Here is a 22,286-nt window from a genome sequence, read left to right on the forward strand (position 1 = left end):
GCGCTGCTCCGCTGATAGCGAACTGTCCTCACGCATAAAACTGCTCCCCGAAAACCGGAACTGAATTTCTCAGTCCAACTTTCGGGGAGCAGTTCAGATAGACCGGAGCGCCGCATCATTATCCCCTGCCACAGCAGCAATCACCTAGTTCAGGGTGGCGATGACCTTGTTCAGGGTGGCAGACGGACGCATCACTGCCGAGGCCTTGGCATCGTCCGGGTGGTAGTAGCCTCCGACGTCCACCGGGGAGCCCTGCACCTCTGCCAGCTCCCCAACGATCGTTTCCTCCTTGGAGGACAGCTCGTCGGCGACCGAGCTGAACGCGGCGGCCAGGTCGGCGTCGTCCGTCTGTTTGGCCAGTTCCTCCGCCCAGTAGCGGGCCAGGTAATAGTGGCTGCCGCGGTTGTCCAGCTCGCCTGCCCGTCGGCTTGGGGACTTGTTTTCCAGCAGGAAGGTGCCGGTGGCGCGGTCCAGGGTGTCGGCCAGTACCTGGGCGCGGGCGTTGCCAGCGGTGGTGGCCAGGTGCTCGAAGCTGACGGCCAGGGCCAGGAACTCACCCAGGCTGTCCCAGCGCAGGTGGTTTTCCTTGAGGAGCTGCTGGACGTGCTTCGGTGCGGAGCCGCCGGCGCCGGTTTCGAAGAGGCCGCCGCCGTTCATCAGCGGAACCACGGAGAGCATCTTGGCGCTGGTACCCAGTTCCAGGATTGGGAACAGGTCCGTGAGGTAGTCGCGGAGGACGTTGCCGGACACGGAGATGGTGTCCTCACCCTTGCGGATCCGCTCAAGGGTGAAAGCGATGGCCTTGACCGGGGACATGATCTGGATGTCCAGGCCCTCGGTGTCATGGTCCTTCAGGTACTCGTTGACCTTGGCGATGAGGTTGGCGTCGTGGGCGCGCTCCTCGTCCAGCCAGAAGACGGCGGGGGTCTGGGAGGCGCGGGCACGGGTGACAGCCAGCTTGACCCAGTCGCGGATGGGAAGGTCCTTGGTCTGGCAGGCGCGCCAGATGTCGCCCTCCGAGACCTGGTGTTCGATCAGCACGTTGCCGGAGCCGTCCACGATCTGGACGGTGCCCGGTTCCTGGATTTCAAAGGTCTTGTCATGGCTGCCGTATTCTTCGGCGGCCTGTGCCATCAGGCCAACGTTCGGCACGGTGCCCATGGTGGTGGGGTCGTAGGCACCGTTGGCACGGCAGTCATCGATGACAACCTGGTAGATCCCGGCGTAGGAGCTGTCCGGCAGGACGGCCAGGGTGTCGGCTTCCTTGCCGTCCGGGCCCCACATGTGGCCGGAGCTGCGGATCATTGCCGGCATGGACGCGTCCACGATGACGTCGCTGGGGACGTTCAGGGTGGTAATGCCCTTGTCCGAATCCACCATTGCCAGCGCCGGACCGTCTTCGAGGCCCTTCTTGATGAGGTTCTGCACGCCTTCGCGCACGTCCTCCGGAAGGTCCTCGAGGCTGCTCAGGATGGCTGCGAGGCCGTTGTTGGGGCTGATGCCGGCGGCAGCGAGCTGCTTGCCGTAGGTGTCGAAGAGTTCGGAGAAGTAGGCCTTGACCACGTGGCCGAAGATGATGGGGTCCGAGACCTTCATCATGGTGGCCTTCAGGTGGGCGGAGAACAGCACGCCTTCTTCCTTGGCCCGGGCAACCTGGGCCTTGAGGAATTCGTCCAGGGCAGCGGCGCGCATCACGGTGCCGTCGATGACCTCACCGGCCAGCACGGGGAAGGCCTTCTTCAGGACCTTCACAGAGCCGTCTTCGCGGACCAGCTGGATGGCGATGGTGCCCTCGGACTCGATGACCACGGACTTCTCGTTGGAGCGGAAGTCGTCCTGTGCCATGGTGGCCACGTTGGTTTTGGAGTCTGCGGTCCAGGCACCCATGGAGTGCGGGTTCTGGCGGGCGTAGTTCTTCACGGACAGCGGTGCACGGCGGTCCGAGTTGCCTTCACGCAGGACCGGGTTCACGGCGGAGCCCTTGATCTTGTCGTAACGGGAGCGGATGGCCGTTTCCTCATCCGAGGAGGGGTTGTCCGGGTAGTCCGGCAGCGCGTAGCCCTGGCCCTGCAACTCGGCAATGGCGGCCTTCAGCTGCGGGATGGAGGCGCTGATGTTCGGCAGCTTGATGATGTTGGCTTCCGGCGTCTTCGCCAGTTCACCCAGTTCAGCAAGGGCGTCGCCGATCTGCTGTTCCGGGGTGAGGTAGTCACCGAAAACGGCGATGATGCGGCCGGCAAGCGAAATGTCGCGGGTCTCCACCTCCACACCTGCGGTCGAAGCGAACGCCTCGATGATGGGCAGGAACGAATAGGTAGCCAGCATCGGCGCTTCGTCGGTGTGGGTGTAGATAATCTTGGACATGCGCGGGCGTCTCCCTGTGGGTCGGCTTGATTGTGAAATGTCGGTCTATTTCACCATCTACAACTTACCCGAGGAGGCGGGTTTGGGCCCTACCGGCGCCTCTTGATTACCCCGCGATGAGCAGGATTACAGCGATGGAAAACGCACGACGGCGGCACCCGCCCGGGGTGCGCGCCGCCGCCGGAATTCTCCGCGGGCCTTGGCGCCGCCCCGGCCCGAAGGCCATACATGATACGTCACTACTATTTACAAACTTGTCATATGGCGATAAATTCGCTACGTCACTCTCCGGCCCGCCCCGGGGCCGATACCCCGTTTCAGACAGGACAACAATGACACGCACCAGGTCTCTGGCCTCGGGCCTCCTAAGCCTCTCAGCAGCTGCCGTTCTGGCACTGACCACGGCCGGTGGAGCCTCGGCCGCACCCGCTGCTTCGGACGACAGGACGGCGCCGGCCGTCGCCAGCATCACCGTTGACAGCACCGGAGCCGCGGAGTACTGGACAGCCGAAAGAATGAAGAACGCCATTCCTGGCGACGTCCTGGCCGGCAAGGCGCTGGAGCGCGGCAGCCGCTCCACTGCCCCTGTCGAAAAGGGTAAAAGCTCGCAGGTTGAGGCGACCAGGGGCAAGCAGACCATCGCAGCCAGCGAAGCCCCGGTGAAGCACATCGGCAAGGTCTTCTTCACGTTGGGCGGTTCGAATTATGTGTGCTCCGCCAACGCGGTGTCCTCGGCCAATGAGAGCACGGTCGCTACGGCAGGACACTGCCTGAACGAGGGCCCGGGTGCGTTTGCCACGAACTTCATTTTTGTTCCTGCCTATGAGAACGGCCTCGCCCCCTACGGCCAATGGACTGCGCGGGCCTACTTCGCCCCCACCCAGTGGAGCGCCGGCGGTGACATCTCCTACGACACCGGCTTTGCCGTGATGAACAAGCTGAACAGCCAGACCCTGACCGACGTGGTGGGCGGCTCCGGCGTCGCCTTCAACCAGGCCCGCGGCCTGGCCTACAAGTCCTTCGGATACCCGGCAGCCAAACCGTTCAACGGCGAAACGCTGAAGAGCTGTACCGGCACGGCGACTCCGGACACCACCAATAACTTTGACACCCAGGGCATCCCCTGCGACATGACCGGCGGGGCTTCCGGCGGCCCCTGGTTCATCGGCACCAGCTCCTCCGGCGTTCCTGCAAGCACCAACCCGAGTGGTGTCCAGAACTCGGTCAACAGCTACGGGTACAGCGGCTCCAAAGTGATGTACGGCCCGTACTGGGGCACGGTCATCCAGGCAACGTACCAAAATGCACAAATCTCCTAGCAGCGATCCGTCCGGCCAGGACTCCGTCACCCGCAGCGATGTAGCCCAGACGCACGAGGAAATCCTCGAGTACTGGACGAAGCAGCGGATGGCGGAAGCCAAGCCCCGGGAGCTCCGGCTTCCGGCGGAGGGTCCGCGTCTCAAGCAGAGGGACGCGGACCGTGACGGGGCCGATGCCGGCCCCGTGGAATCGCCGCCCGAACAACCTGCCTGAGCAAACAACGACGGCGCCTGCCCCCTCGGGGACAGGCGCCGTCGTCGTCTTGGGCCTGCCGGGCCCACGCGGCAATGGGGGCTAGTGGAAGAAGTGGCGCGCACCCGTGAAGTACATGGTGATGCCGGCTGCGTTTGCGGCCGCGATGACTTCCTCGTCCCGGACGGAACCGCCGGGCTGCACCACCGCGCGGACGCCGGCGTCGGTCAGGATCTGCAGGCCGTCGGCGAAAGGGAAGAAGGCATCGGAGGCGGCGACTGCGCCGCGGGCGCGCTCAGGTGCGTTCGAACCGCTGGTGTTGGAGGCACCGCCCGCCCCGTCGACGTCGGACTCAACCTTCACGCCAAGGGTGTTGGCGCGCTCTACTGCCAGGCGGCAGGAATCCAGGCGGTTGACCTGGCCCATGCCGATGCCGACGGCGGCACCGTCAGCAGCGAGCAGGATGGCGTTCGACTTTGCGGCGCGGCAGGCGGTCCAGGCGAAGACCAGGTCTGCAAGGGTCTTCTCGTCAGCGGCTTCACCGGCTGCCAGCGTCCAGTTGGCGGGGTTGTCGCCGTCGGCATCCACCTTGTCGCTGACTTGGACCAGCATTCCGCCGGACACCTGGCGGAACTCCGTGGGGTACCGGCCGTAGCCCTCGGGCAGGGAAAGCAGGCGGATGTTCTTCTTCTTGGCCAGGATCTCCACGGCCTCCGGCTCGAAGCCAGGCGCGATGACAACTTCGGTGAAGATGTCCTTGACGGTGTTGGCCATGGCCGCGGTGACCGTGCGGTTGGCCGCGATCACTCCGCCGAACGCGGAGACGGGATCGCAGGCGTGGGCCTTGGCGTGGGCGTCGGCAATGGGGTCGGCGGCATCGGCGGAACCGACGGCCACGCCGCAGGGGTTGGCGTGCTTGATGATGGCCACGGCGGGTTCGTTGAAGTCGTACGCGGCGCGAAGGGCTGCGTCGGCGTCCACGAAGTTGTTGTAGCTCATGGGCTTGCCATGCAGCTGGTCTGCCTGGGCAATGCCCACCGGCGCGGCCTTGTCCACGTACAGTGCCGCCTGCTGGTGCGGGTTCTCGCCGTAGCGCAGGACCTCCGAGCGTTCCAGGGACATACCGGCGTAGGCCGGCCAGTCGATGACGCCGTCGCCGTCCTCGTCAAGGAACTGGCTGGCGGTCCAGGTGGCCACGGCGTTGTCGTAAGAAGCGGTGTGGGCGAACGCCTTGGCGGCCAGCCGCCGTCGGGTGTTCAGGTCAAAGCCTCCCTCAGCGGCTGCGGAGACCACCTGGCCGTAGAAGGATGGATCCACCACAATAGCGACGGCGGCATGGTTCTTTGCTGCGGAGCGCACCATGGCCGGGCCTCCGATGTCGATCTGTTCGACGACGTCGTCCTGGGCGGCACCGGACTTGACGGTTTCAACGAACGGGTAGAGGTTCACCACCACCAGGTCGAAGGGTTCGATCTCCATGCTGACCAGCGTCTCCATGTGCGCCTCGACGCGGCGGTCCGCAAGGATGCCTCCGTGGACACGAGGGTGGAGCGTCTTGACGCGGCCGTCCAGCATTTCCGGCGAGCCGGTGACTTCTTCGACTTCCTGGACGGGGATGCCGGCGGCGGCGATCTTCTTGGCCGTGGAGCCGGTGGAAACCAGCTTCACTCCCGCTGCGTGCAGGCCCTGGGCGAGCTCCTCCAGACCGGTTTTGTCGTAAACCGAGATCAGGGCGCGGCGGATGGGAACACGGTCAATGGTTACGCGCTCATGCTGCGTGAAGCTCACAAATGTCTCCGTCTTATCTCGCGGAACAGTGCCGCGGTTGGTGGGGATAGGGCCAGTTTATCGCGAAGCGCAGGTTGCCCCGCGTGTCAGCCGGAGTGTGAACGCCCGGGGGCCCGGCTAGAGTTTTTGATCAGGAGGCTGCGATGAATACTTACACCACTGTGCCGAGCGGCGAGCAGGTGGTCCAGGAACTGCCCTGGCGATGGAAAGTCCAAGGCAAGATCTTCCTGATCGGCGGGCTCGGTTTCATGTTCGATGCCTGGGACGTGACGCTGAACGGCATCCTCATTCCGCTGCTCTCCACGCACTGGGCGCTGACTCCCGGCGAGGTGGCGTGGGTGGGAACGTCCAACCTCATCGGCATGGCCCTTGGGGCTTTCGTGTGGGGCACCATCGCGGACACCATCGGGCGCAGGAAGGCGTTCACCGCCACGCTGCTGATCTTCTCGCTCTTCACCGTGTTCGGCGCGTTCTCCCCCGATTTCATCTGGTTCTGCGTGTTCCGGTTCATGGCCGGTTTTGGCCTGGGCGGGTGTATCCCGGTGGACTACGCGCTGGTGGGTGAGTTCACGCCGCGGAAGCAGCGCGGCAAGGTGCTCACCGCCATGGACGGCTGGTGGCCGGTCGGCGCCGCCCTCGCGGGTTTCGTTTCCGCCGCTCTCGTAGGCGTGTTTGGTGACTGGCGGCTGACCATGCTGGTGATGGTCCTGCCCGCCCTGCTGGTGTTCTGGGTCCGCCGGAGCGTGCCGGAATCACCGTTGTTCCTGATCCGCAAAGGCCGGCGTGAGGAGGCCGCGAAGGTCATTGACGGCCTTGTGAAGGCAACCGGCGCCGAAGCCCGCGCCTACAGCCTGCCGGACGCCAGGGACGTGCCACGGCTCTCCGCCGGCAGCGCGTGGACCCAGCTGCGGTCCGTGTGGCAGTTCAACTGGAAGATCACGGCTGCGGCCTGGGCATTGTTCTTCAGCATCCTGCTGGTCTACTACCTGTCCCTGACGTGGATGCCGCGCATCCTGATCGGCGCCGGCTTCGCGGAGTACAAGGCGTTCGTGACCACGGCGTCCATGGCCGCCGTGGGCCTATTGGGCGTCATCGTTGCGGCCCTCCTGGTGGAGCGGGTGGGCCGCAAGTGGATTCTGGCCATCACGGGTCCGTTGTCTGCGCTGACCCTGGTGATCGTCGCGTTCGTGGTAGACATCCCCACGGCAGCGGTGTTCTGGCTGCTGGTGTTCGGGTTCGTGGTGCAGGTGGCCATCCCGGTGCTCTACGCATACGTGTCCGAGCTCTACCCCACCGAACTGCGCGGTACCGGCTTCGGCTGGGCGTCCACTTTCTCGCGGCTCGGTGCCGGTTTCGGTCCGCTCATCTTCGCGAACTACTTCTGGCCGGAATTGGGGCTGGCAACGTCCTTTGCCCTGGCCGGCGGACTGGTACTGCTGGCGGTCCTGTGGATGGCGTTCTTCTCCCCCGAAACGAAGCAGCGCCGCCTCGAGTAGCCCCCTCCCACCCGCAGCCAAGCAGGGCCGAACGGACTTTGGCGACGGCGGCCTTTGCCTCGTTTTCCATGTGCCGTTTGGATATCCGGACAAGCGTCCATCCAGAGCGCGCAAAGTCCTCTTCCCGGGCGATATCCCGGACGACCTGCGCTGCCTCGGAATGGCCTTCGCCGTCATACTCCACTGCCACTTTGTGTTCCGGGTAGCTCATGTCGGGTTGGCGTACGGCGTCGGTACCCAGTTCCACGGGGACATTCAGTTGCGGTTCCGGCAGCCCGCGGTACTGCAGTGCCAGCCGAAGGCGGGTTTCCGGGGCAGACTCCGCTCCGATGCGGGCCTGCTCAAGCGCGAGCCGGGCTTTGCGGATTCCGGGAGTTCCCTTGTGCCTGTCCAGCATCTCGGCGAGGTCCTCATGCGTTGCGTAGGGCTCGGATCTGGCCTCGAGTTCAGGCCTGGGAATCCTCAGCAGGTGGTCAGCCACCACCGTCAGCTCATCAGTACTCATCTTCCGCGCACAGTCCAGCCACGTGCGGGTCCGGGAGGTGATGAAGAGGCCGTTCAAGGTTGTGATCTCATCGTCAAAGAATTGCCCGCGATGCCCCCGAACTCCGGACCGACGCGGAATGGCCACGGTGTCCGGCCTGGAGATGTGGGTAACAGGATCATCCAGGCCCGGGAGGAAGCCCGGGAAGGACCACAACGTGAAGGCTGTCGCATGTGAAGCAGCCGAGAATGCTGTGATCAAGGTCAGCGGCCGGACGCTCGACGACAGCTCTGAAACGGGCCGGCGTAAAGGCGCCCTGATACCTCGGCTCGGTGCAGCCAACGAACGGTGCCTCAGCCGCCCAACCGTTACGCCGGCGTCGACTGCTTCCTGGAAAGTGAAAGCAGCGGAACACAGCGGTTGGGGCATCGGGCGGGGAGTCTTCATGGGCCTATGGTGACAAACTCCGCGCTGCGCGGCGAAAGTTATCCACAGGCTCCCCCGAGCCGTCCAACTAGGTAGCAGCAGATGTCGTTTTGAGGGCTCAGAACGACATCTGCTGCTACCTAGTTGGGTGGGGCGGGAGTTGGGTGGGGCGGGAGTTGTGCGGGTCAGGCGCAGGCGGAGTGGGTGGCGGCGAGGTGTGCGAGGGTGGAGACCAGGAGCCGGCGCTCCACCACCTTGATTCGTTCGTGGAGGGTTTCCTCGGTGTCGCCATCCTCGATCGCCACGGCTTCCTGGGCGATGATAGGCCCGGTGTCCACGCCGGCGTCGGCCCAGTGCACCGTGCAGCCGGTGACTTTCACCCCGTACGCCATAGCGTCCCGCACCCCGTGTGCGCCCGGAAACGCGGGAAGCAGCGCCGGATGTGTATTGAGGTATTTGCCGTCGAAGGCGTCGATGAATTCCGGACTCACGATCCGCATGAACCCGGACGACACCACAATGTCCGGCTCGAAAGCCGCCACAGCCTTCGTCAGCGCACCGTTCCACTCCGCCCGGTCCGGGTAGGCCTTGAAGTCGACCACAAAGGTGGGGATGCCGGCGGCGGCCGAGCGTTCCACCCCGTAGGTCCCAGGACGGTCGGCACCCACGGCGGCGATTTCGACGTCGAGCTCGCCCGCCTGAACCGCGTCAATGACTGCCTGGAGGTTGGACCCGGTTCCGGAAACGAGGACTACGATGCGCATTGGTCTAGCTTATGGGCAGCCTCGCGTAGGCTGGAAAACATGAACAGCAACCCCGAACCGGCGCAGCAGCAGCGGACCCGGGCGCCGCTCAGCGAGGCGGCAAAAGCCTCGCTCGCCAGGACCCACACGCTGTTCCGGATGTTCGTTGTCTCGGTACTGGGCGCGTTCTTCGTCTACCAGCTGGACGTCAGCTACCTCTGGCTAACGGCCATCCTCACGGCCGCCAGCCTTGCCCTGGGCGTTGTGCTGCTGGTCCGGGCGGCCCGGTTGAGGGAGTCCAAGCTCGTTCTCATCGGCACCATCTCGGGGTTGGTGGTAGCGGCCATTTTGGTGCTGCTGATCGTTGTTACGGCAGTGTTCTTCGCGGAAGTGCGCGAATACCAGGCGTGTGTGGGCCGGGCGCTGACGGATCAGGCCCAGTCAGCCTGCCGCGTACAGCTGGAGAATTCGTTGCCCGCGCAACTCCCCTGATCTCCGGGAGAAGCAGGTTCACCGGCTAGTGGACCAGCTCCGCGTCCGTTTCCTTCGCCGCCCGCTCGCGTTCCAGCCAGGGCCCGGCAGCGTATCCGACGACGACGCCGGCACCCACCTCAGCTGCTACCCAGACTCCCGTCCACAAGGGGTCGGGGCCAAGGTCAGTCAGCCGTCCGATACCGGCCGAACCCCGCGCCAGCCACGCCAGCGCCGCGGTCAACAGCCCGGCCGCCAGCCCGGTCAGCGCGCCGAGCACCAGGGTGGAGATTGTTGCCGTGAACCAGCGTGCCCGGACCTTGATGGAAAGCCACTCATCGAAATGGTTCTCGCCTTCCCGCAGGAACCACCAGCCGGCCAGGACACCGGCCAATACCGGGACGATCAGCGCAACGAAGGCATAATCCAGAGGCCCGCTGGGAATCGCGGCGAGCACCGGGATGGACGGCAACGGCCCCACGGCGGTTCCCAGCGGACCCGCCTGGGAGCCAACCCCCAGGGCAAACCCGGAGCCGGACATCCAGGCGAGGGCAAAGACCACCAGATTGGGGAGGTAGCCCAGCTGTGCGACGGTGAGGGCGGCACCTCCGATGGCGCCGGCGTCGAGCGCTTCATACACGGCAACCACGAGGTTCCAGTGGATGAAAAGGTCGACGGCCAGCAGCGTCGAAGCCAGCGCCAGCGCGGATACCACCGCCACGAAGCCGGCCTTGGCCGCAGAAGCGAGGTATGAGCCCGCCCAGCGCGAGTGCTGGCTGGTGCGTGAGATCCAGTCCACGGCGTCGACCCCGATGAGCCTGCTCCAGGACCCCGCTTCCCGCCGGGCGCCGGTCACCATTCCCAAGGCGTAGGGAATCAGGGGAACCAGCATCGCATGCCCCAGATTGATGTCGACGTCCGGGGTGCGGCAAACGAAACCCGTGGCGGCTCCGAACGCTGAGTAGACCACCCATGAGCCCAGGAGCGCCTGCCAGAGCTGGTCCGTATAGGAGGCACGCGCCAGGCGCCGTCCTGCGCGCCATGCCAGCAGGAACGGGATCAGGGTGAGCCCCAACGGAATGAGGGTCAGGAGGCCGGCGCCGGCATGGGCCGCGGCGTCGGTGCCTGCGGCGGTGAGCGCGAGCGGCACCCCGTGGACCAGCAGCCAGGACTGCCCGGCCAGGCGTGCCAGAGTATCGAACTGTCCGTCCTGGAAGCCGGCCGTTGCCCAGACGGCAATGATCGGAGCGATCACCACCAGTGCGGAAATGATCGCTGCCTGGGCTGTTTCAAGGGCGCCCTGCAGCCATAGGGGCATGGGCAGGCCACGGTCTCCGGTCTGGTCAGCGCGCAGTTTCATCGTGATCCATGGTGTCACGCCGGATCCGCCGGGCCCGGAAGCGACAGGCTCCCCGGATCAACTAACACTTGCAGGGTCCTTTCGCGGCGCTTTTTTTAGGGGTCCGCCGTAAAATGGGACTTACTGCAAGCGCCGGCACCCCGGAAGGGTGCATCGAGAGTACGCCTGGTCCTGTGACCGAACCAGCGGCATGGAAAGCAGGGCCGGCGCTGGGCCCGGAAACCGTAAGCCGGGAAACAGGAGCCGCGAATGAGAGATGAACACTAAGTTCTGAAGATATTCGTCCTACTGGCTGGTGCAGTCACCGTTTAGACGGAGGCTGCACCAGCGTTTTCATGAAGTCTGCAAGCACAGTCGACGCCGGGACCCCCAAAGCAGGTTCCCGGCGTCGACTGTTGTGGGCGGCAGGTCGCCGCGGTCCGTCCGCGTCCGCTGTCAGCGCCGCTTCAGGAGGCGTGCCTTCACTTGATCAAGGGCGTCGGTCGCCGTCCACGCCGTCCGCTTCGATGCGCTCCTTGCGGACTTCCTCGTTGACCGTGACGTCTTCCTGGACCACGTCCTTGTCCAGGCGGACCCGCTCCACGGGCACTGCTTCCTTTTCGACGACGGGGCGTTCCTCGTGGAGGATCACCTCGTGCTCCTCTTCGCTGATGTCCGGCCCGGACATTGCGGCGCCACGGTTGGCGTCCGTGATGGGCTCACGTTCCAGGCGGACCTCTTCCCGCTGCACGGGGACGGTCTTGGTGACGTTTTCGGTGGTGACGTACTTCCGCAGCCGGACGCGGCCGGTAGCCTCACGCTCAGTGCCGACATGCAACTGCTCCTCGGAGCGCGTCATGGCGTCATCGGTGTTGGGGCCCGAAGTGTCGTGGCCGACCGCGCCGCGGGTGGCAGTATCACGGTCAATGCCGGCGGTGGGGGTGCCGGCGTTGAGGTCGGCATCGCCCTGGAGGTCCACATCCCCGCGAGTGTCGGAGTAGGTGCGGGCCCCACGGTCGTAGTGGGTGTACAGGCGGTCCTCTTCCTCGGGGGTGAGGTGGCCGTCCGCGTCCACGCGGGGCGCGTCCTTGACCTGGTCCTTGGTGTACGGAATCACCAGGTCATCGCCCTGGGTGTGCGCGCCTTCAACGGGAACGAAGGACTGGGAGGTGCCGAAGAGCCCCGTCTTTACGGTGACCCACGTCGGTTCACCCGTGTCGTCGTCCGCGTACAGCTGTCCGATCGAACCGATCTTCTCGCCGTCGGAGCCGATGACGTTGCCGTTCCTGTTGAGCAGGTCTTCAATATTTTCCCGGTTGAGCATGCCGTCTCCTTGGGTGTGCCTTGCGCTGGGTTTCGCTTAGCCAAAGGTGGTCCGGACGGGGGAATCCGTTCTCCGGCCGCCGCCCCGGCTGCTTGAGGCTTCCTTGGCTGCCCCTATACCGTAAGCATGCTTAGCATCAATTGCAAAGCATACTTAGTAATTTTCTTGGGAAAATCTTAGCGCCGGCAAGTTGCGGCCGCCTGGTTGCGCCGGGCACGCCAGCCGAAGGTGCCCGCCTAGGGAATTGAAACGTGCCGGTACTCAAGGCCCAGGAGGGAGGCCGCGGCCTTGATGTCGGCCGCTCGGTGCCCCAGGCAGAGGGCCCAGTGGTGGCCGACGCCGGTTTGGCTCCAGAGGTCCACCCAAAGCCCGGGGTCTCCCCCGAAATCCACCCGGGAAGTGGTGTTGCCGATTTCCAGCAACGGGCCCTGCACCACCTCGCCCTCCGAGGTGACGAAAACGTAGCTGCCGTCCGGGTCCTGGCCGAGGCCGACCGTGGTGACGGGTCCCTGCCGGACATCGAACTCGACCGACACTCCCCAGCCGCGCTTGCCGTGGTACGTGCCCAGGCCGCGCAGGAGAGGCTCCCTGGCGGATACCGCAAGATGCGCCGGGCCGTCGTGGCCCATCTCCACCACCCCATCGAAGAAGTTGAGGGCCTGGATCTCCGTGAAGGAACCGCCGGCCCCGATGGCCTGCGCGGCCAGCATGGCGATCGAGGTCCGCAACTCGTACTCCCCCGCCATCGGGACACCACGTGCCGTGAGGATGGAGGAACCCAGGATCATGCCCGCCCCAAGCCGTTCGTGCTGTTCCCCCGCCAGGCCGCGGTGGTAGTAGGCCACGGAGTCCAGGTCGAAGTCCTCGACCAGGCTGTCCAAACCCACCGAAACCTTGGCGCCCCAGGCGAAGTCCTCTTCATGCACGGACTCATCGAGGACGAACAGTGCCTTGGCCAAGGCCAGCCGCTCCGCCACCTGCTGGTCCGTCACAGTATTGACTCGTTCACGCAGGTCATCGAATTCGAGCACTTCCACGTGCGATCCGAAGGTGGTGGAAACGGTGGTCAGGTCAGTGGAAACATCCAGCATCCCCGGGTACAGGTGTCCCATCAGGCCGTGGCGGGCATGACGCAGCCGGGCCCTGACGCCAGCGGCATGCACCCATTGAGTGATCCTGTCCCACGCCGACTCCTGCCTGAGGTGCCCGGAGACGGAGCGGAACTCGATCCCCGCACGGCGGAACACATTGGCGACTTCCGGCACCGGGCATTGTCCGCAATAGGCAAGCCACGCACCGGTATCGAAGTTCGCATGGTCCATGGCCTCGGTGGGCTGAAGGTCGATGACCAGCACCGGCGTGCGCGAGCGCTGGGCGATGGGCAGGACCATGGAGGCTGTCAGGTAGGTGGCGAGGAAGATGATGATCAGGTCGCAATCGGCCACCCTCAGCTTCTCTCCGGCCGCTGCGGCCTCGGGGGCATCGGAGATGAAGCCGGTGTCCACCACCTCGGCGTCAAGCTCCCCGAGGCGGCCGGCGACGTAGCGGGAGGATTCCTGCAGCTCCGGCAGGAGTCCGGGGAACTGGGGCCAGTACGCTCCGAGCCCTCCGGACACCAGCCCGATGCGGGTGGGCCGCCGCCGACGCGGCTTCAGCAACTCTTCAAGACGGTTTGGATCTGCCAACCCGCTGCCCTCCGGCTCCTAAGTCCACAAGCAACTGCTTGTCACGCATTACGTGGAAGCACCCGTCAAAGGGTCCGGTTCCGGACGGCCTGCACGGCCTGCCCAGAACCGGACCCGAGGGCGCTAGAAGTTGTACTGGTCGATGTTGTCGTTGTTGAAGACGGTGGGCGGGCCTACGATGACAATTCCGCCTTCCTCAACCGTGCGGTCCCCCAGTTCCCCTGCGGTGAAGGTGTCGCCCACGGCTCCCGTGATCTTGCCTTCCACCAGGGCTTTGCCGGCGAACGCTGCAACGTAACCCAGCTGGGCCGGATCCCACAATGCAAATTCCGTCACGGTTCCGTCCTTGACGAAGGGACGCATCTCATTGGGCAGCCCCAGGCCCGTCAATGCCACCTTGCCTTTGTAGGCTGACGTGGAGAGGTAGCGGGCAGTAGCGGCAATACCCACGGTGGTGGGCGAGATGATGCCCTTCAGGTTCGGGTGGGCCTGCATCAGGCCCTGTGCTTCCTGGAACGACTTGGTATCGTCGTCGTCGCCGTACACCTTGGCAACCAGCTTGATGTCCTTGTAGGCCGGGTTTGAGGCGAGGTCCTCCTCCATGAACTTGATCCATTCATTCTGGTTGGTGGCGTTCGCTGTGGCGGACAGGATGGCGATCTCGCCGGATCCGCCAATCTGTTCTGCAATCAGTTTGGTCTGGATGAGCGCCACTTCCTTCGCCACCACCTGGCTGATGAAGACGTCGCGGCAGTCAGGGTTTGCGTCCGAGTCGAAAGCGACAATCTTGGCACCTGCGGAGCGGGCCTCGCCCAAAGCCGTGCAGACGGCGTCGGGATCATTGGCGGCGATGACGATGACGTTCGTCCCGGCCTGGGTCTCGGCGTTGATGAAGGACACCTGGCTGGACGCGGAGGCTTCGAGCGGGCCGACTACCTGGGATGACGCGAAGCCGGCTTCCTCGGACCCCTTCTTGCCGCCGCCCAGGACAACGTCCGTGTACGGGTTATTCAACTGCTTGGGGATGAAGGTGATCTTCTGCTCCTCCACGGCGCCGGTCTGGCCGGGTGTTCCGGCGTCACCGCTGCATCCGGTCACGGCCAGCGCTGCCGCAGCTGCGAGGGCGCCGAGCGGGACCATGCGCCCGCCCAGTCCGTTGTTCTTGCGGTTAAACATCATTGTTTCCTTCTCCCTTGATGCGGTCGGATCATTGGACGCGGTGGGCAACTGGTGCCGCTTCCGGCGGCTGGGCAAAGCTGCGGCGCACCCGGCGGGTGTGCCGCCATTCCCGGATGGCCGCGCCGATGCTGGGAGCCACTACCGAGGCGATGAGCAGCAGCCCGGTCACCGTGATGAGAACGACGTCGGACACGCGCCCCAGGCGCAGGGCATAGTTCAGCGTGCCGATCAGCAGGACGCCGGCGATCACTCCGGGGATAGTGCCCTTGCCGCCGAAGATGGACACACCGCCCAGGAGGACCGCAGCGATCACGGCAAGTTCCAGCCCGGAGGCGTTGTCGCTGCGGGCGCTGGTGTACCGCAGCGTCCAGTAGATTCCTGCCAGCGCTGAAACGGCGCCCGAGGCAACGTACAGCCAGAACTTGCTCCGGGACACCTTGATCCCCACGAACGTGGCGGCTTCCTTGCTATACCCCATGGCGTAGAGCCCGCGCCCGAAGGGCGTGAAATGCAGCAGGATGCCAAAGAACAGCATGACCAGGACGACGCCGATCATCACCGTCGGAATGCCGGTGCCGCCAAGTTTGGAGGTAAAGAAAGCGGTCAGCGGCCGCGGGAAGTTGGCCACGGCGTTGTCGCCGATCACCACCAGGGCGAGGCCGCGGAAGAGGGCAAGCGTGCCGATGGTGACGGCGAGCGACGGCAGTCCCAGGACGGCGATGAGGAAGCCGTTGAACATTCCTGCTGCTGTTCCCGCCAGCACGCAGATGACCAGCACCAGCCAGATATCCATGCCGCCCGCCCACAAAACCCCCATGAGGGCACTGGTAAGGCCGGCCGTGCTGGCCACCGACAGATCGATTTCGCCGGTGATGATAATCAGCGTCATCGGCATCGCGATCAGCAGGACGGGTATGACATCCAGCAGCAGGAACCCGGTGGTGACCGGGGATGCGAAACGCGGGATGGCAGCCGCGGCGAAGATCAGGAAAGCCAGGAGCGCGTAGATGGTGACGGCGTCGCGGCTTGCCAGGATGCGGGCGGCCCCCGTCCTGCCTTTTGGCTCGTCAGCCAGCGGCTTGGTGCTGTCCGCCGCTGCCGCAGGCGGTGCCGGCTTGGTTCCGGGAGTGGTGGTCTCAGACATTGCGCGCCTCGCTGGTTCTCAGTTTCTTCGCGGTCCGCATGCTGGCCAGGCGGTCGATGATGATGGCCGTGAGGATCAGGATGCCCACAATTGCCTGCTGCCAGAACTTGTCCACCCGCAATGCTGTCAGCGAACTGGTGATGGTGGTCAGGAGCAGGGCGCCCAGGGCGGCCCCGGCAACAGTTCCGCTGCCTCCGAAGATGGCCACGCCGCCCACCACGGCTGCCGCAACCACGTCGAGCTCCATGCCGCTCCCGGTCGTGGCCCCTACCGAGTTGAAACGGCTGGCATAGAGGACCCCGGCCAGTCCTGCGAGCGCGCCGTTGGCGAGGAAGGCCAGGAATACCCGCTTGGAGACCTTGATGCCGAATAGCTTTGCAGCCTCAGGGTCGGAGCCGATGGCGTACAGGTCCCGGCCCGGGCGCGTGCCGGCCATGTACACGGCCACGGCGACCACCACCGCGATGGCCAGCAGCGTGATGATGGGGAATCCGAGCACGGTGTCCACTGACAACGCACCGAACGCTTCCGGCCGGTCGCCGGCGAAGTACTGTTTTCCGCCTGCCCAGGCGTTGTTAAGGCCGCGGAACACGTAGAGCGTGCCGAGCGTGATCACCAGCGCCGGTACCTTCGCCACAGTGACCAGGAGCCCGTTGATCGAGCCCAGCACGGCCCCGAAAGCCATCCCCAGGAGGATGACGGCGATAATCGGCAGGTCCGGCAGGGCAACGAAGATGGACCCCGTGCCGAACGCCACCAGCCCCAGCATCGATCCCACCGAGAGGTCGATGTTGCGGGTGATGATGAGCAGGGTTTGTCCGGCGGCGAGGATCACGATGATGGTCGCGTTCAGCAGGAGGTCCTTGATCCCCTGCGGCGACAGGAACAGGGGGTTGTTGACGAACGTGATGACGATCAGCAGGGCCAGCGCGATCAGGACGGGAAGTTCGCGCAGCCGCAGCAGGGAAGCCAGCGCGCCGCCGGCTCCCGGACCTGCCGCCGTCGGATGTTTTTTCCTTTGGTCGACTGCCGCGCTCATTCCATCACTCCCGTCGATGATGTTGCCGCGTGCATGACGGTTTCCGGATCTGCCTCGGACCGGTCCAGCCGGGCCGTGATGCGGCCCTCGCGCATCACCAGGACCCGGTCAGCCATGCCCAGGACCTCCGGCAGTTCGGACGAGATCATCAGGATGGCTATGCCGCGCACGGCCAGGTCGGAAATGAGGCGGTGGACTTCGCTCTTGGTGCCGACGTCGATGCCGCGGGTAGGTTCATCGATGATCAGCAGCCGGGGGTCGGTGGCCAGCCATTTGGCCAGGACCACCTTTTGCTGGTTGCCGCCGGAGAGCGTGGAAACGGCGTGTTCCTGGGAGCCGGCCTTGACCTGCAGGCGTTTGCTCCATTCCTGGGCAGCGCGGCGTTCCTTCGCACCGTTGATGAGCCCCGCGGTCACGAACTTCTCCCGCAGGGTCAGGGTGACGTTGCGCGCCACCGAGAGGTTCATGACCAGGCCCTGCTTGCGGCGGTCCTCCGGGACGAACCCCAGGCCGGCGGCGATGGCTGCCTGGGGGTCGTGTGCCTTCAACGGCTTGCCCTCCACTTCGATCCGCCCGGAATCGTAGGTGTCGATCCCAAACACGGCCCGGGCAACCTCGGTGCGGCCGGCTCCCACCAGTCCAGCCAGGGCCACAATTTCCCCGGCACGGACCTCGAAGCTGATGTCACGAAACACCCCGGCACTGCTGAGTCCCTCGACTTTGAGGACCGTGCGGCCAGTCTCGGCCTCCGCCTTGGGAAACAGCGTGGCGATGTCCCGGCCCACCATCTCGCGGACGATCAGTTCAACCGTGACGTCAGCGGTGCGGTGCGTGGCGATGTACCGTCCGTCCCGCATGACGGTGATCCGGTCGCAGAGGTCGAACACCTCGTCGAAGCGGTGCGAGATGAACAGGATCCCGGTTCCTTTGTCCCGCAGGGCGCGGGCGACGGCGAACAGCCGGTCCACTTCCACTCCACTGAGGGCGGCTGTGGGTTCGTCCATGACCAACACTTTCGCCTCAAGGGAAATGGCCTTGGCAATCTCGATGATTTGCTGGTCGGCGATGGAGAGTCCCTCCGCCACCCGGGCGGGGTCAATGGGGACTCCCAGCCGCTTGAAAAGTTCGGCGGCCTGCCGTCTCATCTCGGCACGGCTGATCAGCCGCGAACGTCCCTTCGGCTGCCGGCCGATGAAGATGTTCTCCGCCACTGTCAGGTCCGGGAACAGCGTGGGCTCCTGATAGATGACCGAGATGCCGGCGGCCTTGCTCTCGGCCACATTCCGGAAGTGGACCGGCTCCCCGCTGAGCCGGAAATCCCCCGAGTCAGGATGGTGGAGGCCCGCCAGGATCTTCACCAGGGTGGATTTGCCGGCACCGTTCTCACCCACCAGGGCGTGGATTTCGCCGGCGCGGATCTCAATGGTGCCGTCCGCGAGAGCTACCACCGGCCCGAAGGTCTTGGCGGCGCCCGTCAGCGAAAGGAGGACCTCCTGCAACCGTTCCGTTGACGCGGGAACAGCCGGGGCATTCGGGATCTGCTGCATAAAGTGAACCGCGCCTTCGAGGTTTACCAGCGGTGAATGAATCGTTTCAGAACACCGTGTGACTTGAATCATAAAGCGCGCTCACCAGCACAGTCAATAGAATCCGGGTACCCGGCGGCATTCGTAACCGATCTGTGCTCCCGCCCCAGAGGCAGGCACAAGACAGGGACCGGCCAAGGGACCAGGACCCGGCCCGCGGCACACTTCTGTTCACCCAACTTTTCCCTTCGGGTCACGCTTTCGCCCCCGCTCTGTCAGGGTTGGCACCCACCGTGGAGGGGTGAGGATCGCAATTGTCGCTGAATCATTCCTGCCGCTGATGAACGGCGTAACGCACTCCATCCTGAGGGTCCTGGACCATCTGCAGGTCCGGGGCGACGACGTCCTGGTCATAGCGCCATCAACCCAGGACGGGACAGCGCCGGACCAGGTCAAGGGTGCCGACGTCCACCGGCTGCCCGCGGTGCCGCTGGCGGGGTATACGAATGTGCGGGTTGCGATGGGCGGTGTGTACCGGGTCAAGCGAATCCTTGCCGACTACGCACCGGACGTTGTCCACCTTGCCTCGCCGTTCGTCCTCGGCTGGCGGGCCGTCCAGGCAGCCCACCAGCTGGGCATCCCCACTGTCGCCATCTACCAGACCGAAGTTCCCGGCTACGCCGCGCGGTATGGCGTGCCGTTCCTGGAGAACTGGGCCTGGAACCGCGTGGAAAACATCCACCTGCTGGCCACCCGTACCCTGGCACCCTCCACGTTCGCGCTGAACCAGTTGCGCGGCAGGGGCATCCCCCGGGTGCAGATGTGGCGCCGAGGTGTGGACACAGCGCGGTTTTCGCCGGAGAAGCGCGACGCCGGGTGGCGGGCTTGGGTGGCGCCCGGCGGGGAGCGGATCATCGGCTACGTGGGCCGGCTTGCCGTGGAAAAGCAGGTTGAGGACCTCGCAGCCTTGGCCGGGATGCCCAACACCAAGCTGGTGATCGTAGGTGACGGGCCCCAACGGGCTGCGCTGGAAGAAGCCCTGCCGGATGCCGCATTCACCGGATTCCTGGGCGGCGACGACCTGGCGCGTGCCGTGGCTTCCTTCGACCTGTTCGTCCATCCGGGCGAATTCGAAACGTTCTGCCAGACCATCCAGGAGGCCATGGCATCGGGAGTGCCGGTGGTGGCCACGGGCCGCGGTGGCCCGCTGGACCTGGTGGAGAACTCACGCACGGGGTGGCTCTATGAACCGGGCGACCTGGCAGGGCTGCGCGCCCATGTCCTCGACCTGATAGGCGACGACGCCAAGCGCCGGGCGTTCGCCGCCGCGGCCCATGCATCGGTGCAGGACAGGACGTGGCCGGCGCTCTGCGGAGAGCTGGTCCGCCACTACACGGACGTCGTGGCCGAAGCGCCGACAGCGCGGGCACGGGCAGGGGCAGCACAGTGAAAATCTCGGTCATCGGCTGCGGCTACCTGGGCGCCGTCCACGCCGCCACCCTGGCGTCCATGGGCCACACCGTGGTGGGCATCGACGTCGATCCCGCCAAGGTGGAACAACTGGGACGCGGAACCGCCCCCTTCCACGAACCCGGGCTGGACGAACTCCTCCGGGACGGGCGGACCAGCGGCAGGCTCCACTTCTCCACGGACCCCGCGGACGCCAGGGGTGCGCAGGTCCACTTCCTGTGCGTGGGCACGCCCCAGGATAAAACGTCCGACGCCGCCGACCTCACCTTCCTGGTCACCGCCACGAGAACCTTGTTGCCGCACCTGGCGGCGGGCGCCGTCGTCGTCGGTAAATCCACCGTGCCCGTAGGCACTGTGGACATGCTCCGCGGCATCCTTGCCCGGAAGCCGGACGTGCTGCTGGGCTGGAACCCGGAATTCCTCCGGCAGGGCACTGCGGTGAAGGACTCGCTGGTGCCGGACCGGCTGGTCTACGGCGTGCACGGTGGGCGCGCTGCCGCGTTCAACCCCTCTACAGGTGCGCCGCGGGGAGTGACGGCCGCTTTGGATGCCGTTTACGAGCCGCTGCTCCGGGCCGGCATTCCGCGGCTGGTCTGCAATTTTGCGACGGCGGAGCTCATCAAGTCGGCGGCGAACGCCTACCTGGCCACCAAGGTCAGCTTCATCAACGCCGTTGCCGAACTCTGCGACGCCTCCGGCGCGGATGTTGGCGAACTCAGCGAGGCGATGGGCCTGGACCCGAGGATCGGGAACCGGTACCTGCACGCCGGGCTGGGTTTCGGCGGCGGCTGCCTGCCCAAGGACATCCGCAGCTTCCGGGCGCAGGCCGCCGGCCGGGGTGTTACCGCTGTGGAGGACTGGATGCGGCTGGTGGATTCGGTGAACCTCGGGCAGCGGTCGCGGACCGTGGACCTGTCGGCGGAACTGTGCGGCGGCAGCCTGTCCGGCCGCACCGTAACGGTGCTGGGAGCGTCCTTCAAACCGGACACGGATGACATCCGCGACTCGCCAGCGCTGGACGTGGCAGACAGGCTTGCGGCCGCAGGGGCACATGTGACGGTGACGGACCCCAAGGCGGTGAACCACGCCTGGCGGCGCTATCCCAGGCTGCGGTTCGAAACCTCCACCGAACGCGCGCTCGAGGGCGCCGAGCTCGTGCTGCTCCTGACCGAATGGGACGAGTACCGGCAGCTCTCCCCCGCCGTCGCGGGCGCGCTGGTCCGACGCCGGGTGGTGCTGGACGCACGCAACGTCCTGGATGCCGCCACCTGGCAGGGTGGGGGCTGGCTGGTGCGCGGCCTGGGCACCTCGGCCGCGGCGTCCCCTGCCGCCGAGCCGGTGCCGGCTGCCCGGACCAGGTAAACAGCCTTAGGTAAGCAGGCTAAATAAGCAGACTAGGGAGGCAGACCAGTTATGGCGTCCTAGGCAAGGAGCCCCAGTTCGGCAAACGCGAGCGCCACCCCGTTCCCGGCCGGGCCAGGGGTGACCCGGTCTGCCACCGCCAGCACGCCCGGGTGCCCGCCTTCCACCGCAATGCCCGTTCCGGCGTACTCCAGCATCTCGATATCGTTCGCGCTGTCGCCAATGGCCACGATGTCCTCCCGCTTGAGCCCGAGACGCTGCTCCAGCACCTGGATTCCCACCGCCTTGTGGGTTCCGGCCATGAAGATCTCCCCGGCCCGGTCACCCAGGGCCGACAGGGAACTTGGGATCAGCCCCACCCGGGGGCCGAAGATGTGCAGGAGTTCCGTCAGGGGCACTGGCGAGTCGAAGCAGGAGATTTTGGCGAAGGACGCGGAGCGCAGGTCGTCGCTGTACTGCATCGGGCCCAGGATGTCCTCGACGGGATCAACGTCGGTGCTTAGAACGCCGTCGTGCTGCTGGCGGCCGGCGAAGACGGGCCCCAGCACCTGCCGCAGGCGCTGGTCCACGCCGGTCCGGCCGTGCAGCGCCTCGGGCGCTTCCAGGATGTAGGCGGCATTGTGGGCGTCCAGCGTTTCCACGATGAGCGCGGCCAGGCCCGGCTCGAAGCGCGTGTCCTTAAGGACTTCCCCGTTCAGGTCCACGCGGGCACCGGCGCCCGTGATGACGCCGTCGAATCCGGCCTCCAGGATGTGGCCGGGGACCATGGACAGCGGCCGCCCGGTGCATACGAACACCAGGTGGCCCAGCCTCCGCGCTGTCCGGACCGCATCCACGTGCGCTTCGGGTGCCATCCCGTGGTCGGCGTACGTGCCGTCGATGTCGAGGAAAATGGCGCGTGGCCGGTGGTTCTGCGGACTGGGCATGCCGGACT

17 protein-coding genes are annotated in these 22,286 nt (G+C 65.7%); 6 read left to right on the top strand and 11 right to left on the bottom strand.

Going from position 1 to position 22,286, the window contains the following annotated elements:
• Window positions 1–144: 144 nt before the first annotated feature.
• Complete coding sequence (locus tag AC5RUU_RS14660) at window positions 145–2,364, bottom strand: NADP-dependent isocitrate dehydrogenase (RefSeq protein WP_493975931.1); 2,220 nt, start codon at window positions 2,362–2,364, stop codon at window positions 145–147.
• Window positions 2,365–2,696: 332 nt separating this feature from the next.
• On the opposite strand from AC5RUU_RS14660, the gene AC5RUU_RS14665 reads away from it, so the two are divergent.
• Together AC5RUU_RS14665 and AC5RUU_RS14670 are read left to right on the top strand one after the other, a co-directional pair.
• On the top strand, window positions 2,697–3,683 hold the full coding sequence (locus AC5RUU_RS14665) for a trypsin-like serine peptidase (protein ID WP_493975932.1): 987 nt from the start codon (window positions 2,697–2,699) through the stop codon (window positions 3,681–3,683).
• A complete protein-coding gene (locus tag AC5RUU_RS14670) occupies window positions 3,667–3,897 on the top strand; it encodes a hypothetical protein (RefSeq protein WP_493975933.1) in 231 nt (76 codons plus the stop codon). Before AC5RUU_RS14665 ends, AC5RUU_RS14670 begins: the two co-directional genes overlap by 17 nt.
• Before the next feature lie 81 nt (window positions 3,898–3,978).
• On the opposite strand, the gene purH is transcribed toward AC5RUU_RS14670, so the two are convergent.
• Window positions 3,979–5,664 carry a bifunctional phosphoribosylaminoimidazolecarboxamide formyltransferase/IMP cyclohydrolase gene (purH, locus tag AC5RUU_RS14675; RefSeq protein ID WP_493975934.1) on the bottom strand — a complete coding sequence of 562 codons (1,686 nt, stop codon included), beginning with the start codon at window positions 5,662–5,664 and terminating at the stop codon, window positions 3,979–3,981.
• A 143-nt stretch (window positions 5,665–5,807) separates the two neighbouring features.
• On the opposite strand from purH, the gene AC5RUU_RS14680 reads away from it, so the two are divergent.
• Window positions 5,808–7,160, top strand: a complete 1,353-nt coding sequence (locus AC5RUU_RS14680) for an MFS transporter (protein WP_493975935.1) — start codon at window positions 5,808–5,810, stop codon at window positions 7,158–7,160.
• 1,095 nt (window positions 7,161–8,255) lie between these two features.
• Here the strand turns inward: AC5RUU_RS14680 and purN are convergent.
• The gene (purN, locus tag AC5RUU_RS14685) at window positions 8,256–8,834 is read right to left on the bottom strand and encodes a phosphoribosylglycinamide formyltransferase (RefSeq protein WP_493975936.1); all 579 of its coding nucleotides are present in this window, start codon (window positions 8,832–8,834) and stop codon (window positions 8,256–8,258) included.
• A gap of 39 nt (window positions 8,835–8,873) precedes the next feature.
• Here purN and AC5RUU_RS14690 point away from each other — a divergent pair, with 39 nt between their 5' ends.
• Entirely contained in the window at window positions 8,874–9,305 is a 432-nt protein-coding gene (locus tag AC5RUU_RS14690; RefSeq protein ID WP_493975937.1) for a hypothetical protein, read from the top strand.
• 25 nt (window positions 9,306–9,330) lie between these two features.
• Here AC5RUU_RS14690 and AC5RUU_RS14695 read toward each other — a convergent pair whose 3' ends face one another.
• From AC5RUU_RS14695 to AC5RUU_RS14725, 7 genes are all read right to left on the bottom strand, one after another.
• Window positions 9,331–10,644: a cell division protein PerM gene (locus tag AC5RUU_RS14695; protein ID WP_493975938.1), complete on the bottom strand. Its 1,314-nt coding sequence runs from the start codon at window positions 10,642–10,644 to the stop codon at window positions 9,331–9,333.
• Window positions 10,645–11,113: 469 nt separating this feature from the next.
• Window positions 11,114–11,947, bottom strand: a complete 834-nt coding sequence (locus tag AC5RUU_RS14700; protein WP_493975939.1) for a PRC and DUF2382 domain-containing protein — start codon at window positions 11,945–11,947, stop codon at window positions 11,114–11,116.
• Between the two features lie 236 nt (window positions 11,948–12,183).
• A complete protein-coding gene (locus tag AC5RUU_RS14705) occupies window positions 12,184–13,632 on the bottom strand; it encodes an arabinose isomerase (protein ID WP_493975940.1) in 1,449 nt (482 codons plus the stop codon).
• A 123-nt stretch (window positions 13,633–13,755) separates the two neighbouring features.
• The gene (rhaS, locus tag AC5RUU_RS14710) at window positions 13,756–14,811 is read right to left on the bottom strand and encodes a rhamnose ABC transporter substrate-binding protein (RefSeq protein WP_493975941.1); all 1,056 of its coding nucleotides are present in this window, start codon (window positions 14,809–14,811) and stop codon (window positions 13,756–13,758) included.
• A 28-nt stretch (window positions 14,812–14,839) separates the two neighbouring features.
• The gene (locus AC5RUU_RS14715; protein ID WP_493975942.1) at window positions 14,840–15,955 is read right to left on the bottom strand and encodes an ABC transporter permease; all 1,116 of its coding nucleotides are present in this window, start codon (window positions 15,953–15,955) and stop codon (window positions 14,840–14,842) included.
• Window positions 15,948–16,994, bottom strand: a complete 1,047-nt coding sequence (locus AC5RUU_RS14720; RefSeq protein ID WP_493975943.1) for an ABC transporter permease — start codon at window positions 16,992–16,994, stop codon at window positions 15,948–15,950. The genes AC5RUU_RS14715 and AC5RUU_RS14720 overlap by 8 nt, the downstream gene beginning before the upstream one ends.
• The gene (locus tag AC5RUU_RS14725) at window positions 16,991–18,541 is read right to left on the bottom strand and encodes a sugar ABC transporter ATP-binding protein (RefSeq protein ID WP_493975944.1); all 1,551 of its coding nucleotides are present in this window, start codon (window positions 18,539–18,541) and stop codon (window positions 16,991–16,993) included. The genes AC5RUU_RS14720 and AC5RUU_RS14725 overlap by 4 nt, the downstream gene beginning before the upstream one ends.
• A 280-nt stretch (window positions 18,542–18,821) precedes the next feature.
• Between AC5RUU_RS14725 and AC5RUU_RS14730 the strand changes: the two genes are divergently transcribed.
• Complete coding sequence (locus AC5RUU_RS14730; protein WP_493975945.1) at window positions 18,822–19,970, top strand: glycosyltransferase family 4 protein; 1,149 nt, start codon at window positions 18,822–18,824, stop codon at window positions 19,968–19,970.
• Window positions 19,967–21,352 carry a UDP-glucose dehydrogenase family protein gene (locus tag AC5RUU_RS14735; protein ID WP_493975946.1) on the top strand — a complete coding sequence of 462 codons (1,386 nt, stop codon included), beginning with the start codon at window positions 19,967–19,969 and terminating at the stop codon, window positions 21,350–21,352. The genes AC5RUU_RS14730 and AC5RUU_RS14735 overlap by 4 nt, the downstream gene beginning before the upstream one ends.
• A 59-nt stretch (window positions 21,353–21,411) precedes the next feature.
• On the opposite strand, the gene AC5RUU_RS14740 is transcribed toward AC5RUU_RS14735, so the two are convergent.
• Window positions 21,412–22,278 carry an HAD-IIB family hydrolase gene (locus AC5RUU_RS14740; RefSeq protein WP_493975947.1) on the bottom strand — a complete coding sequence of 289 codons (867 nt, stop codon included), beginning with the start codon at window positions 22,276–22,278 and terminating at the stop codon, window positions 21,412–21,414.
• Window positions 22,279–22,286 lie beyond the last annotated feature (8 nt).

The sequence above is a fragment of the Arthrobacter sp. K4-10C genome, assembly GCF_059090085.1.

What these genes read in the sequence shown, in the direction of transcription:
- AC5RUU_RS14660 (WP_493975931.1), bottom strand. Translation starts at nt 2,364, where the DNA reads ATGTCCAAGATTATCTACACCCACACCGACGAAGCGCCGATGCTGGCT.
- AC5RUU_RS14665 (WP_493975932.1), top strand. Translation starts at nt 2,697, where the DNA reads ATGACACGCACCAGGTCTCTGGCCTCGGGCCTCCTAAGCCTCTCAGCA.
- AC5RUU_RS14670 (WP_493975933.1), top strand. Translation starts at nt 3,667, where the DNA reads ATGCACAAATCTCCTAGCAGCGATCCGTCCGGCCAGGACTCCGTCACC.
- AC5RUU_RS14680 (WP_493975935.1), top strand. Translation starts at nt 5,808, where the DNA reads ATGAATACTTACACCACTGTGCCGAGCGGCGAGCAGGTGGTCCAGGAA.
- purN (WP_493975936.1), bottom strand. Translation starts at nt 8,834, where the DNA reads ATGCGCATCGTAGTCCTCGTTTCCGGAACCGGGTCCAACCTCCAGGCA.
- AC5RUU_RS14690 (WP_493975937.1), top strand. Translation starts at nt 8,874, where the DNA reads ATGAACAGCAACCCCGAACCGGCGCAGCAGCAGCGGACCCGGGCGCCG.
- AC5RUU_RS14695 (WP_493975938.1), bottom strand. Translation starts at nt 10,644, where the DNA reads ATGAAACTGCGCGCTGACCAGACCGGAGACCGTGGCCTGCCCATGCCC.
- AC5RUU_RS14700 (WP_493975939.1), bottom strand. Translation starts at nt 11,947, where the DNA reads ATGCTCAACCGGGAAAATATTGAAGACCTGCTCAACAGGAACGGCAAC.
- rhaS (WP_493975941.1), bottom strand. Translation starts at nt 14,811, where the DNA reads ATGATGTTTAACCGCAAGAACAACGGACTGGGCGGGCGCATGGTCCCG.
- AC5RUU_RS14715 (WP_493975942.1), bottom strand. Translation starts at nt 15,955, where the DNA reads ATGTCTGAGACCACCACTCCCGGAACCAAGCCGGCACCGCCTGCGGCA.
- AC5RUU_RS14720 (WP_493975943.1), bottom strand. Translation starts at nt 16,994, where the DNA reads ATGAGCGCGGCAGTCGACCAAAGGAAAAAACATCCGACGGCGGCAGGT.
- AC5RUU_RS14725 (WP_493975944.1), bottom strand. Translation starts at nt 18,541, where the DNA reads ATGCAGCAGATCCCGAATGCCCCGGCTGTTCCCGCGTCAACGGAACGG.
- AC5RUU_RS14740 (WP_493975947.1), bottom strand. Translation starts at nt 22,278, where the DNA reads ATGCCCAGTCCGCAGAACCACCGGCCACGCGCCATTTTCCTCGACATC.